The sequence below is a fragment of the Halomonas sp. DP3Y7-2 genome (genome assembly GCF_019800795.1).
Taxonomy (GTDB): domain Bacteria; phylum Pseudomonadota; class Gammaproteobacteria; order Pseudomonadales; family Halomonadaceae; genus Halomonas; species Halomonas litopenaei_A.
The window spans coordinates 423,736-437,296 of record NZ_JAHVKJ010000001.1; the positions used below are offsets into that span (position 1 = coordinate 423,736).

Genomic DNA, 13,561 nt, shown 5'->3' on the forward strand with positions numbered 1-13,561 from the left:
GTAGCAAACATGTGTTGTCCACAATGTTTTTCAGGTCCTCAAGTCGTGTGGATAACTCGTTCAGACGCAGCTACAATATGCGGTCGTTCTTCAACCAAGGTAGCTCGCGTGTCGCTCGCTCTCTGGCAACAGTGTCTACAAACCCTTCAGGATGAACTGAGTTCCCAGCAGTTCAACACCTGGATTCGCCCATTGCAGGCGGAAGAAGGGGAGTCCAATCAGCTTCGGCTGCTGGCACCCAATCGCTTTGTGCGCGATTGGGTCAGTGACAAGTATGCAAAGCGAATCAGTGAGTTGATGCGGGAGCTTGCGCCGGCAAAGCCGCCCAAAGTGATGCTCACTGTGGGTAGCCGACGGGCAGCGTCGCCCGCTCCCCAGACGCGGGATCTGGGTGATCCGGTCTCCGCCAGCGCGCCACGTGCCCCAGCGGTGCAGACCCCACCCCGTGGCGATGTCGGCGATGAAAGGGAAGTCGATCGGCTGCGGGACGAGGGCAACGACCCGGTGGCGCGCTCCGCTGGAGGGGAGCGTCAGGTACAGGTAGAGGGTAGCCTCAAGCACTCCAGCGGCCTGAACCCCAATTTCACCTTCGAGACCTTCGTCGAGGGCAAGTCAAACCAGCTGGCTCGAGCCGCGTCTCGCCAGGTGTCGGAAAACCCCGGCGGTGCCTACAATCCCTTGTTCCTGTACGGTGGGGTGGGTCTTGGTAAGACACACTTGATGCACGCGGTCGGTAACGCGCTGGCTGGGCGCCGTGAGAACGCCAGAGTGGTGTATCTCCATTCCGAGCGGTTCGTTGCCGATATGGTCAAGGCGCTGCAGCTGAATGCCATCAACGATTTCAAGCGTTTCTATCGTAGTGTCGATGCGCTGTTGATCGATGACATCCAGTTCTTTGCCGGCAAGGAACGCTCCCAGGAAGAATTTTTCCATACCTTCAATGCGCTGCTTGAAGGCGGTCAGCAGATGATTCTGACGTCTGACCGCTATCCCAAGGAGATCAGTGGGGTCGAGGAACGCCTCAAGTCTCGCTTTGGCTGGGGCCTGACGGTTGCCATCGAGCCCCCCGAGCTCGAGACGCGAGTCGCGATCTTGATGAAGAAGGCAGATCAGGCAAAGGTCGACTTGCCCCACGATGCGGCGTTCTTCATTGCCCAGAAGATCCGTTCGAATGTGCGCGAGCTGGAAGGTGCCCTGAAGAAAGTCATCGCTGACTCGCACTTCATGGGCAAGCCGATTACCCAGGACTTTATTCGGGAGTCGCTCAAGGATTTGCTGGCCCTCCAGGACAAGCAGGTAGGCGTGGACAATATTCAGCGCACTGTCGCTGAGTATTACAAGATCAAGCTGGCCGACCTTCTGTCGAAGCGACGTTCGCGTTCAGTGGCTCGCCCGCGCCAGGTCGCCATGGCATTGGCCAAGGAGCTGACGAACCATAGCCTGCCCGAAATCGGGGATGCCTTTGGGGGCCGTGACCACACCACCGTGCTGCATGCTTGCCGAAAGGTGCAGGCGCTGCAGGAAGAAAATGCCGACATCCGTGAAGACTACAAGAACCTGCTGCGGTTGCTGACAAGCTGAGGCTGAGTGGCCAACCACGGCATTCAATGCTGTGTCATCACACCCCAGAGGGGTTGCCGGGGGCCATGGATGTATCGATTACGTCTGACCCTGGGCGATACTATGCCACCAAGACACGCAGCGCCTGTGGCGCTGTACATATGTCACTGACAGATACCCCGTCTCACTCTCTCGGACAAGAAGTGGAGCCGACATGAAATTTTCCATCTCCCGCGAAGCGCTACTGCGGCCGTTGACGCTGGTCGCCGGCGTGGTCGAGCGTCGGCAGACCTTGCCGGTGCTTTCCAATGTGCTGATCCAGGTCGAGCAAGACGAAGTCGCGCTGACCGGTACCGATCTAGAGGTTGAGCTGGTCGGTCGCACTGTCGCTAGCCAGGTCGACGAGCCCGGCGCGATCACAGTTCCGGCGCGCAAGCTGATGGATATCTGCAAGTCATTACCGGATCAGTCTGAACTTGAGCTGTCCATTGAGGATGGTCGTGCCGTTCTGCGAAGTGGGCGTTCGAGATTTACCTTGTCGACGCTTCCGGTGGCTGAGTTTCCGAATATCGAAGATGGCCAGAGCAGCGTAGAGTTGGCGCTTCCGCGGGGGACGCTCAAGCAGCTTATCGATGCGACCTCATTCGCCATGGCACAGCAGGATGTGCGCTATTACTTGAATGGTCTGCTGCTGGAGTTCGCCCCTAACCTGGTTCGCTCCGTCGCGACCGACGGCCACCGTCTGGCGGTGTGCTCTCGGCCCGCCGACATCCAGGTCAGTGCTTCCCAGAAGCTGATCGTGCCTCGCAAGGGCGTCCTGGAACTGGTGCGTCTACTGGATGACTCGGAAGAGCCCGTCAGTCTGACCCTCGGCTCGACCCATATTCGCGCCCACACCGGTGACTTTACCTTCACCTCCAAGCTGGTAGACGGGAAGTTTCCGGACTATGAGCGAGTGGTCCCGAAGGGCGGTGACAAGGTCTTCATTGCCGAGCGAGCCGAGCTTCGTCAGGTCCTGTCGCGCACCGCGATTCTTTCCAACGAGAAGTATCGTGGCGTTCGTCTGAACCTTGAGGAAGGCAACTTGAGGGTGATGGCCAACAACCCTGAGCAGGAAGAAGCCGAAGAGAACATTGCTATCGAGTACAGCGGACCTGCCATGGAGATCGGCTTTAACGTCGGCTATCTGATCGATGTTCTCAATGCTGTCGGTGAAGACCGGGTGCAGATGACCTTGGGCGACCCTAACAGCAGTGCATTGATGGAAGAGCCGGGTGGTGGTGATGCGCTCTACGTCGTGATGCCGATGCGCCTTTGATGTCATGTGCCGTGCTCAAGGCTGATACATGCCGTTAGACCGTTTGGTGTTTCAGGGCCTGCGTAATCTGCAGGCCCTTGATGTTTTGCCTTCGCCAGGAATCAACTTGATCACTGGCCGGAATGGCAGTGGCAAGACCAGCCTGCTTGAAGGGATTCACCTGCTGGGCATGGGGCGCTCCTTCCGTGCCCGCAAGCTCGCCCAGGTGCTGCATCACGAGGTTGATACGCTCGTCCTGCATGGGCGCCTGGCTGGAGATCCTCCGGTGGCCATCGGACTGCGTCGGTGCCGTCATGAGAGTGAGCTCACCTTGCGTATTGGCGGTGAGCGCGTCGAGCGCCTGTCACAGCTTGTCGAAACGCTCCCCCTCCAGTTGATCAATCCGGATGCATTCCGTTTGTTGGAAGGTCCTCCAGCCGGCCGTCGCGAGTTTCTCGATTGGGGAGTGTTTCACGTGAAACATGACTTCCTGGGAGCCTGGCAGCGCTTTAGACGGGCCTTGAAACATCGGAATGCCCTGCTCAGGCATGGTAGAATGGACGCCCAGACGCTGGCAGTCTGGGAGCATGAGCTGGCAGTTTCAGGGGAGAGGATGGACGCACTGCGCGATGAGTGGGTCGATGCCTTTTCCCCCATCTTCCACGAAACCCTCGAAGGCTTGATTAGCCTGCCGGAATTACGTTTGCGCTACACCCGTGGGTGGGATCGTCAGCGCTCGCTGTCCGAGGTATTGGAAGGTGCCAGGGACACTGATCGTCAGATGGGATTTACCCAGCAGGGTCCGCAGAGAGCTGACCTCTCCATCAGGCTCGGCAAGCGTCCGGCTGTAGAAGTGCTTTCACGAGGACAGCAGAAACTCGTCGTGAGCGCACTCAAGCTTGCACAAGGAAGGATGCTGGAAAGGTTGACGGGGAGAACCTGTCTTTACCTGATCGACGATCTGCCCGCCGAACTGGACCATGACCATCGCAAGGTCTTTTGCCAGTGGCTGGAGCGGATGCGGTGCCAGGCCTTTATTACCAGCGTGGATCACGAGGTGCTGGCCGACCTGTGGCAGCCCGATACACCCTTGGCAATGTTTCACGTGAAACATCTCGCCGATGGACGAGGCCAGCTGCAGGCCATAGACAGACAGACTTCATGACGGAGTGGTCAATGAGCGAACAAGCTTACGACTCATCGAGCATCAAGGTACTGAAAGGCCTGGATGCCGTACGCAAGCGGCCCGGGATGTACATCGGCGATACCGATGATGGTACTGGCCTGCATCACATGGTGTTCGAGCTGGTGGACAACTCCATCGACGAGGCGCTGGCCGGACACTGTAGCGAAATCAAGGTGATCATCCATCCGGATGAATCCATCACCGTGAGCGATAACGGCCGCGGCATTCCGACGGATATCCACGAAGAGGAAGGCGTGTCCGCTGCAGAGGTCATTATGACGGTCCTGCACGCTGGCGGTAAGTTCGATGACAACTCCTATAAGGTCTCCGGCGGCCTTCACGGCGTAGGCGTGTCTGTTGTCAACGCGTTGTCAGAAGAGCTCAAGCTCACCATCTGGCGCGCTGGGCAGGTGCACGAGCAGGTGTATCGTCACGGTGTGCCTGATGCTCCGCTTAGCGTCGTGGGACAGACCGAGAAGACCGGGTCACGTGTCCACTTCCGCCCGTCGCCTGAGACATTCGGTAATATCGAATTCCATTACGATATCCTGGCCAAGCGTCTGCGCGAGCTGTCCTTCCTGAACTCTGGGGTTGCCATCCGCCTGCTTGATGAACGGAGCGGCAAGGAAGAACTGTTTCACTACGAAGGCGGGCTCAAGGCTTTCGTCGATCACCTCAATACGAACAAGACCGTGCTGAATCCCGTCTTCCACTTCAATGTGGAGCGGGAAGATGGTGTCGCGGTCGAGGTGGCGATGCAGTGGAATGACACCTTTGCCGAGAATATCTTCTGCTATACCAATAACATCCCGCAGCGGGATGGTGGTACGCACCTAGCGGGCTTCCGTGCTTCTTTGACTCGCACACTTAATCATTACATCGAGTCTGAAGGCTTGTTGAAGAAGATGAAGGTCAGCACTTCCGGCGATGATGCCCGGGAGGGTTTGACGGCGATCATCTCGGTCAAGGTACCTGACCCGAAGTTCTCTTCCCAGACAAAGGACAAGCTGGTTTCCTCCGAAGTAAAAACGGCGGTGGAACAGGAGCTTGGAAGATCATTCTCGGAATATCTGGTAGAGCGGCCGAATGAGGCCAAGGCTATCGTCAACAAGATGCTTGACGCTGCCCGGGCCCGAGAGGCTGCACGTAAGGCCCGCGATATGACTCGCCGCAAGGGCGCGCTGGATATCGCTGGCCTACCCGGCAAGTTGGCAGACTGCCAGGAGAAGGATCCCGGCCTGTCTGAACTCTACCTGGTAGAGGGTGACTCTGCCGGTGGCAGCGCCAAGCAAGGGCGTGATCGACGCACCCAGGCCATCCTGCCGCTGAAGGGCAAGATTCTTAACGTCGAGAAAGCACGTTTCGACAAGATGTTGTCCTCCGCCGAGGTGGGTACGCTGATCACCGCGCTTGGCTGCGGTATCGGGCGTGAGGAGTTCAACCCAGATAAGCTGCGTTATCACTCGATCATCATCATGACCGACGCCGATGTGGATGGATCGCACATCCGTACGCTGCTGTTGACGTTCTTCTTCCGGCAGATGGCCGAGCTGATCGAGCGTGGTCATGTCTTTATTGCTCAGCCGCCGCTGTACAAGATCAAGCGCGGCAAGCAAGAGCTCTACCTCAAGGATGAGCAGGCGATGACTGACTACCTGACCACGACAGCGCTGGATGGTGCGCGTCTGTGTGTCAGCGAGGATGCCCCGGGCATTACTGGCGCCCAACTTGAAACTCTGGTGAATCAGTATCGTGACGTGATGAAGCGGATCGATCGTCTGTCCAGGGTCTATCCCAGCGAGGTGCTGCGCAAGATTGTGCACGCGGCCAAGCTCGACGGTGAAAACAGTCTGCGTGACAGAGTTACCATGCAGAACTGGATCGAGCACCTGCAGAAGGAAATGGATGACCTGGTCGCCTATGAAGGTGGCCCGCGTTATACCTTCTCGCTCCAGGAAGATGACGAAAGGGGAGTCTTCCTGCCTGCCGTGACGCTGATCGCTCACGGTGTAACCACCGACTATGTGTGGGGACTCGACTTCTTCACCAGCGCTGACTACAAGGCCATTGCAGGCCTGGGTGAGACTCTGGAAGGGCTGCTTGAAGAGGGGGCGTACGTGGCACGGGGTGAGCGCAAGAAGCCCGTGAAGACCTTCTATGAGGCGCTGGACTGGCTGATGCATGAATCCCAGCGTGGCCTTTCTATTCAGCGCTACAAGGGTCTGGGGGAGATGAACCCGGAACAGCTTTGGGAAACCACGATGGATCCCAACACCCGCCGCATGTTGCGTGTGTCGATCGAGGATGCCGTGGCGGCGGACATGATGTTCAACACCCTGATGGGCGATGAAGTCGAGCCACGCCGTGACTTCATCGAGCGCAATGCACTGGTGGCCAACCTGGACGTGTAGATAGTCCAGTTGGAGCATGGTGGCTTCGATGTTTCACGTGAAACATCGTCCCAGGAAGAGCCCGATCTGTTCTCAGGTCGGGCTTTTTCGTGAGCGATGGATAAAACTTGCCGGGATGCATGTTGAAGCGTCGCGGTGAAGAGCCCGGATGACGAACCCTTGACCGGACATTTTAGATCAAGCCTCCCAGATCAATTTCCCTGTGGACAGCGTCTGGAGGCGCGATTGAAGCCAATTGATATACATAGTGTTTCCTGGATCCCAGCTGTGGATAACGTTGCGCGTAAAACGTCTGTTGATGCCTTTTTCGGAACGCGCCTGTGAATAATATTTCTAGATAGCGTATGCCTTCTGTGGGTTGTGTCCCGATTTGGCGGTGGCACCCTCTTCAAGGGAAGGGAAGGGAAGGGAAGGGAAGGGAAGGGAAGGGAAGGGAAGGGAAGAGGAGAGGAGAGGAGAGGAGAGGAGAGGAGAAAAGAATAGCGGAGCGCGTTGATGGCAAGCCGCCAAGGGGAGTAGCAAGCTGTTTACGCTAACAGAAGAGATGGGGTGAAAACCCTGAGAAGATGGACCTGGCAACGTTAAAAGGTAACGTGGGCTGCGCTGGCTTTGCCACGATGATGTTTCATAACTCATTGAATTCACAAAGGTGACGCCAATCTACTGCGCGTACTTTTGCAGGAATGTGAAGGGTGCACCAGAGCGACATCAGGGTCCGTTCTACGCCGACATGTTTCACGTGAAACATCGATATGATCGAATGCCAGCTAGTCTGATACCGCACATGCCGAGAACCGAGCAGCCGTGTAGAGTATGCACAAACTGTCCGGCCTCCTTTATATGTTCTGTGGCTCAGTCGGCGTGATGGGTCGCAGATAGCAACACGTCGACGAAGTGGGCGAGGTCGTCATAGACCGTAACGTGACTCGTCGCTGCCTGAAGCTCCGGGTGCTTAGCAAGCGTCCGCTCACCCTTACCGGTGCGAACCAAGGCCTGGCGACAGCCCACCGCGTCACCCGCCTGAAGATCACGCAGGCTATCACCTACCATCCAGCACCCTCTCAGGGTTTCCAAGCCTAATGCCGACTGGATTTGCAGGAGCAGACCCGGTAGTGGCTTGCGGCAGTCGCACTGGTCGGTGTCGACGTGGGGGCAGTAGGCAATATGGTCAATGTTGCCGCCCTGAGCTTCAACCAGAGAGGTCATCCGCGCATGCATCAGCTCGAGAGTCGCGACATCATAATATCCTCTGCCGATGCCTGACTGGTTGGTAGCAACGGCAACTTGCCAGCCCGCCTGTGTCAGACGTGCGATAGCCGAAATGGCCGTTGGATAAGCCACCCACTCATCCAGTGATTTGATGTAGTTGTCGGAGTCACGGTTGATCACTCCGTCACGATCGAGAATGACGAGTCCCTGGGGCATATCGGAGTCTGCTGGAAGTAGTGTGTGGATGGCGAGTGCTGAGCAGGATCACAGCAGTGTAGAGCGATGTTTCACGTGAAACAATCACCGCAATGCCGTTGTCGTCGGGTGGCTTCTCACTAGCTGTCATGCTGCAGGGGACGATACGTTGAGTGATTCAGCGCCGTGCGCAAGAACTCAATGAACAGGCGGGCACGGAGGGGAGGATGACGATTTGGCGTGAGAGCATGCACGCTGATATCCGGTAGCGACCAGTCAGCAAGAACCCTCGTCAGGCGTCCCTGTTCCATCTGGTTCTGAACGATCGCTCTGGACGTGTGCAGGATACCGAGGCCAGCTTCGGCAGCGATAACGAGTGCATGTCCATAGTTGGAACGGAAGCTTCCTCGAATAGGGAGGCTGTGGACGTCCTCCCCCCTACGCATGCGCCATCGCTGAATGCCCTGGAACCGCGTGTAGTGAAGGCAGTTGTGCTCGAGCAGATCAAGCGGATGCAAGGGTGTTCGATAGCGCTGCAGGTAATGGGGCGATGCCACCAGAAGCCGTTCGTCAGAGGCGAGGGGGAAGGCGACGAGTCTTGAATCCTCGAGAGATCCAACCCGAACGGCCAGGTCATGACCTGATTCCAGAATATCGACAAAACGATCATCGAAGTCTGCTTCCAGACGGATATCCGGGGATCTGATGAGAAAGTCGGGAAGGATCGGCGCAATGTGCAGGCGACCGAAGTTGACGGGGAGTGAGACTCTCAGCGTTCCCGCAGGATGATCTTGCTGGCCCTTGAGGGACTGTTCGGCGTTTTCCAGTATGCCGAGGGCCGGTACCGCCTGCTCCAGGTAGGCATGGCCCGCGTCGGTCAGGGTCACGCGCCGAGTTGTCCTTAGCAGCAGCGGGACACCAAGGCGATCTTCCAAGGCATCTAGTCGACGGCTGATCGCTCCACTGGTGAGGTTGAGGTGCTCTCCTGCAGCTCTGAGCGAACCATGCCGTGCCACCTCGAGAAGTGCGATAAGGCCAGACAGTTGGGTGTCATGGTGAGACGGCATCGGAGTCTTCCTGGGACAGGGGGCCTTCGTCGACCGACGAGGTATTCTCTGATTCTTGAGTGTAGCGCAACACGCGTTTGCGGATGCTTCGATGGTGCTGGTCAATGTTGTCCCTGATGCTTAACGCTTCCAGGAATGAGGGGAGTAAGGTGATGACCATGACAGAGAGTGGGGGAGCAGGAGTTTCCGTCAAAGCACTTCGCTCAGTACGCACGGGGCCCGAGGGGGTAAAGGCGCAATATTACGCTCGTGCAGTACTGAGGCCGGATGAGGTGCGAATTCGAGTCGCTGCGGCAGGGGTCAACTTTCGTGATGTGGCGCTTCAGGCAGGGAACTACCTGCCAAATATGCGCCGCCCCTATATTCCTCTGTCAGAAGGGGCGGGCGTCGTCATCGAGACCGGAGCCGAGGTCGATGACTTGAAGGATGGCGATGCCGTGCTTGGGCACTATGTGGTGGACTGGCAGTCAGGGTCCTTCCGTCCCGCTTTTCACGACTCCAAGGTGGGTGGGCCAAGTGACGGTTGGCTGGCGGAGGAAGTGGTGATGCCGCGTCGCGCGCTGCTGCGCGTACCGGTGGGGTGGCGCCTGGAGCAGGCGGCGGCACTGGCCATCTCTGGCGTCACTGCCTGGAGAGCGTTACGAGGGCTCGTTGGGCTGGAAGGGCAGCATGTACTGTTGCCCGGAACTGGCAATGTCTCACTGCAGGCGCTTGAACTTGCTGCGTCCGGCGGGGCGCGAGCGTTGGTCGTCACCTCGAGACCGGAGCTATCCCCACAACTTATGGCCATGGGAGCGGCTGCTGTGATCCATCGTCACCAGGACAGCGACGATCTGGTGGAGAGTATCCTGTCAGCCTCGGATGGTCAGGGTGTGGACGTCGCGTTGGATACGGTGGGCGGCCAGTTTCTGGTAGACATTATCTTGCCATCGATGGCGACCAATGGCCGCGTTGCCTTGCTGGGTTTCCTTGAGGGCAGCAACGTTCGCGGTGACGTTGTTGGTCCTGCTATCCGAAAGCTGCTCCAGTTTGAAGGCATCAGTGTGGGTAGCCGGTTGGATTTCGAGCGCCTACTGGATCACATGCAACGCCATCACTTGCGTCCTAGAATTGGGCGACGTACACCTTGGAGTCGCTGGTCGGAGGTGTTTCGAGGGGCTGAGAGGAGCGATGGTACCGATTTTCGGGGATCGCTTGGCAAGCACGTGGTGATCGTCGATCAAGGGCTGGCCTCATGGACCGTGTGCTGAAGTAACCTCTGGCTTGGCGGCCAGAGTTGCCCAGGACAACCTTTCTCGGTGAGCATCTGACCTCTGCCCAGGGGCACCACCTCTGGCACATGGGCAATGTTTCACGTGAAACATCCTGCTGACACCACCCATGTTAATTCGCCGATGAGGTTTCACGTGAAACATCGCCAGCCCTTATGTCACCTGTTCAGCTCCTGTGTTCAGTTCCTGTCCAGCCCCAGAGTGATACCCTTCCGCTGGTGAAGGACATGAAAAAGGCCGACCCTTGGTGGGTCGGCCTTTGCCGAAACTATCAAGCGAGAACAGCGTCCTGCTATTGCTGAAGCTCCGCGATGTCGGCAACTTCCAGGAACAGCGCCTGCAGGCTCGCAAGCAGAGCCAGGCGATTGGCGCGAACGGCTTCGTCGTCGGCCATGACCATCACCTGATCAAAGAAGGCATCCACCGGGGCTCTTAGGCTTGCCAGCACATCAAGGGCATCGCTGTAGCGCGCCTGCTGGAACAGCGGGGTGACTTCACTATCACAGGTACTGACAGCACGCTGCAGTGCCTTCTCTGCGTCTTCGCTGAGAAGGCTCTCGTCCACTGACACGCTACCATCGTGCTGCTGCTTGCTCAGGATATTGCTGACGCGCTTGTTGGCTGCGGCCAGTGCCGCGGCCTCGTCACGGCCGGCAAAATGCGCCACGGCGCGCAGACGGCGGGCAAAGTCCAGGGGACGAGTCACCGGGCGGGCACGCACGGCCAGGTACACTTCTGCACCAATGCCTTCGTCCTGGGCCCAGGCACGGAAACGGTCGAGCATATAGCCCAGCACGTCCTCTACCAGACCCTCGGCCTTGGGCAGCGAAGCGTGCTGTGCCACCGCCAGTTCCAGCAGCTCGCGTAGATCAAGATTGAGCTCGCCCTTGACCATGATGTTCAGCACGCCGATGGAGGCACGGCGAAGCGCGAAAGGATCCTTGGTGCCACTGGGACGCTGCCCAATGCCAAAGATGCCGGTGATGGTATCCAGTCGATCAGCGATCGCCAGCGCCTTGCCGGTCAGAGTGGCAGGAATGGCATCCGATGCGAAGCGGGGCAGGTACTGCTCCTCAAGAGCCTGGGCGACCTCCGGGTCTTCCCCATCATTTTGCGCATAGTAGCGGCCCATGATGCCCTGGAGCTCCGGAAACTCGAGGACCATCTCGGTGACCAGGTCACACTTGGCAAGGGTGGTGGCTCGGCGTGCACGTGAGGCATCGCCGCCAATCTGGCCGGCAATGTGAGCGGCGACCTCGGCGCTGCGGGCGGCCTTGTCGGCCAGGGTGCCCAGCTGCTTCTGGAAGACCACGTTGGCCAGGCCATCGATCCGGTTGGCCAGGGGCTGCTTGCGATCGGTGTCGTAGAAGAAGGCGGCATCCGCCAGGCGCGGACGAATGACCTTCTCATTGCCCGCGATGACCTTGTCCGGCTCGCGGCTGTCAATGTTGGACACCGTGATGAAGGCGGGCTTCAGCTTGCCTTCATCATCAAGCAGGTGGAAGTACTTCTGGTTGGCCTTCATGGAGGAAATCAGGCACTCGGCAGGGACGTCGAGGAAGCGCTCATCGAAGCTGCCGGTCAACGCCACTGGCCATTCCACCAGGCCGCTGACTTCTTCGAGCAGGTCTTCGTCAATCACCGCGGTGGCTTCGAGCAACTCGGCTTCGGCCAGCACCTGTTCGCGGATGCGTTCGCGGCGCCGGGTCCGATCGGCGAGCACCCAGGCATCCTCGAGTGCCTGCAGATAGTCGTCAGCATGCCCCAGGCTGATGGCTTCCGGGGCATGAAAACGGTGTCCACGAGTGTCGCGACCTGCTTCAAGTCCAAGTACGGTAGCCGGTACGACCTCGTCACCGTACAGCGCCACCAGCCAGTGCACCGGGCGGGAAAATTCTACGCGAGAAGCGCCCCAGCGCATGTTCTTGGGAACCGGCAACGCCGACACGGCCTTGTCGATGATGGCGGGCAGCAGGGCAACCGTGCTTTCCCCCTGCTGCTGTTCACGAAAGCCGAGCCAGGTGCCCTTGTCGGTTTCAAGATGAATCAGCTGGTCCACCTCGACCCCACAGGAACGTGCGAAGCCCTGAGCAGCCTTGGTCGGCTCACCGTCCTTGAACGCTGCAGCGAGAGCGGGGCCGCGCTTCTCGATCTCACGGTCGGGCTGCTTGTCGGCCAGGGCTTCCACCGTCACGGCCAGCCGTCGTGGTGAGGCGTAGGCGGCGATCGCCTGAAAGTCGACGTCGGCATCGACCAGGCCGCGGCGGATGCCTTCGGCGAAGGCATCGGAAAGGGTGTCGATGGCTCCGGGCGGAAGTTCTTCCACACCGAGTTCAACCAGGAGGGTATGGGCAGCCATGCTTATGCGTCTCCCTGGGCGGCAAGGGGTTCGTCGTCGAGAAGTTCACGCCGTAGTGCTTCCGGCGCCAGCGGGAAGCCGGCTGCCTTGCGTGAGGCGTAGTAAGCGTGGGCCACGTCACGGGCCATGGTGCGCACGCGCAGGATATAGCGCTGGCGTTCGGTGACCGAGATGGCGTGACGGGCGTCGAGCAGGTTGAAGGTATGAGAGGCCTTCAGCACTTGCTCGTAGGCCGGCAGCGGAAGGTTGGCTGCCAGCAGCTTCTGGCACTCGCTTTCCTGATGGTCGAAGTTGCCGAACAGGGCGGGCACGTCGGCGTGCTCGAAATTGTAGGTCGACTGTTCGCGCTCGTTCTGCAGATAGACGTCGCCATAGCTGACGCGTGTGCCGTCCGGGGCAATGGCCCATACCAGGTCGTAGACGCTGTCCACGTCCTGCAGGTACATGGCGATACGTTCGAGACCGTAGGTCAGCTCACCGGTAACCGGGAAGCACTCGATGCCACCAGCCTGTTGGAAGTAGGTGAACTGGGTCACTTCCATGCCATTGAGCCAGACTTCCCAGCCGAGGCCCCAGGCACCCAGGGTGGGGGACTCCCAGTTGTCTTCGACGAAGCGAATGTCATGCACCAGGGGGTCGATGCCAAGTCGCTCCAGCGAACCCAGGTAGAGCTCCTGAAGATTGGCCGGGGACGGCTTCATGACCACCTGAAACTGGTAGTAGTGCTGCAGGCGATTGGGGTTTTCGCCGTAGCGGCCATCGGTGGGTCGGCGTGACGGTTGAACGTACGCGGAGTTCCAGGTTTCGGGTCCGATGGAGCGCAGGAAGGTCGCCGGGTGAAAGGTGCCCGCACCGACTTCCATGTCCAGCGGCTGCATGATCACGCAGCCCTGTTCGGCCCAGTACTGTTGCAGGGCAAGGATCAGGCCCTGGAAGGTTGCCACGTCTGGCGTCGACTGTGTCATTGGGAAGCACCGTTGGCCATGAATTCACGAGCCGTCAAGTA

9 protein-coding genes are annotated in these 13,561 nt (G+C 58.9%); 5 read left to right on the forward strand and 4 right to left on the reverse strand.

The window, feature by feature from the left end; genetic code table 11:
- Nucleotides 1-108: 108 nt before the first annotated feature.
- The 4 genes from dnaA (at nt 109) to gyrB (ending at nt 6,454) form a co-directional block, all read left to right on the forward strand.
- Nucleotides 109-1,581 carry a chromosomal replication initiator protein DnaA gene (gene dnaA / locus KUV45_RS01830; RefSeq protein ID WP_222162269.1) on the forward strand — a complete coding sequence of 491 codons (1,473 nt, stop codon included), beginning with the start codon at nt 109-111 and terminating at the stop codon, nt 1,579-1,581.
- A gap of 193 nt (nt 1,582-1,774) precedes the next feature.
- Nucleotides 1,775-2,878 carry a DNA polymerase III subunit beta gene (dnaN, locus tag KUV45_RS01835; RefSeq protein WP_206942097.1) on the forward strand — a complete coding sequence of 368 codons (1,104 nt, stop codon included), beginning with the start codon at nt 1,775-1,777 and terminating at the stop codon, nt 2,876-2,878.
- Between the two features lie 28 nt (nt 2,879-2,906).
- Nucleotides 2,907-4,022, forward strand: a complete 1,116-nt coding sequence (recF, locus tag KUV45_RS01840) for a DNA replication/repair protein RecF (RefSeq protein WP_222162268.1) — start codon at nt 2,907-2,909, stop codon at nt 4,020-4,022.
- 11 nt (nt 4,023-4,033) lie between these two features.
- Nucleotides 4,034-6,454 carry a DNA topoisomerase (ATP-hydrolyzing) subunit B gene (gene gyrB / locus KUV45_RS01845; RefSeq protein ID WP_206942100.1) on the forward strand — a complete coding sequence of 807 codons (2,421 nt, stop codon included), beginning with the start codon at nt 4,034-4,036 and terminating at the stop codon, nt 6,452-6,454.
- Nucleotides 6,455-7,306: 852 nt separating this feature from the next.
- Here gyrB and gmhB read toward each other — a convergent pair.
- Together gmhB and KUV45_RS01855 are read right to left on the reverse strand one after the other, a co-directional pair.
- Nucleotides 7,307-7,879: a D-glycero-beta-D-manno-heptose 1,7-bisphosphate 7-phosphatase gene (gene gmhB / locus KUV45_RS01850; RefSeq protein ID WP_222162267.1), complete on the reverse strand. Its 573-nt coding sequence runs from the start codon at nt 7,877-7,879 to the stop codon at nt 7,307-7,309.
- Between the two features lie 119 nt (nt 7,880-7,998).
- Nucleotides 7,999-8,925 carry a LysR family transcriptional regulator gene (locus KUV45_RS01855; RefSeq protein WP_222162266.1) on the reverse strand — a complete coding sequence of 309 codons (927 nt, stop codon included), beginning with the start codon at nt 8,923-8,925 and terminating at the stop codon, nt 7,999-8,001.
- 272 nt (nt 8,926-9,197) lie between these two features.
- Here KUV45_RS01855 and KUV45_RS01860 point away from each other — a divergent pair, with 272 nt between their 5' ends.
- Nucleotides 9,198-10,175 (forward strand): zinc-binding dehydrogenase, encoded by a 978-nt coding sequence (locus tag KUV45_RS01860; protein ID WP_222162265.1) that lies wholly within the window; start codon nt 9,198-9,200, stop codon nt 10,173-10,175.
- Between the two features lie 313 nt (nt 10,176-10,488).
- On the opposite strand, the gene glyS is transcribed toward KUV45_RS01860, so the two are convergent.
- Together glyS and glyQ are read right to left on the reverse strand one after the other, a co-directional pair.
- Nucleotides 10,489-12,555 (reverse strand): glycine--tRNA ligase subunit beta, encoded by a 2,067-nt coding sequence (glyS, locus tag KUV45_RS01865; RefSeq protein WP_222162264.1) that lies wholly within the window; start codon nt 12,553-12,555, stop codon nt 10,489-10,491.
- A gap of 2 nt (nt 12,556-12,557) precedes the next feature.
- A complete protein-coding gene (glyQ, locus tag KUV45_RS01870) occupies nt 12,558-13,520 on the reverse strand; it encodes a glycine--tRNA ligase subunit alpha (RefSeq protein WP_206942105.1) in 963 nt (320 codons plus the stop codon).
- Between the last annotated feature and the right edge of the window lie 41 nt (nt 13,521-13,561).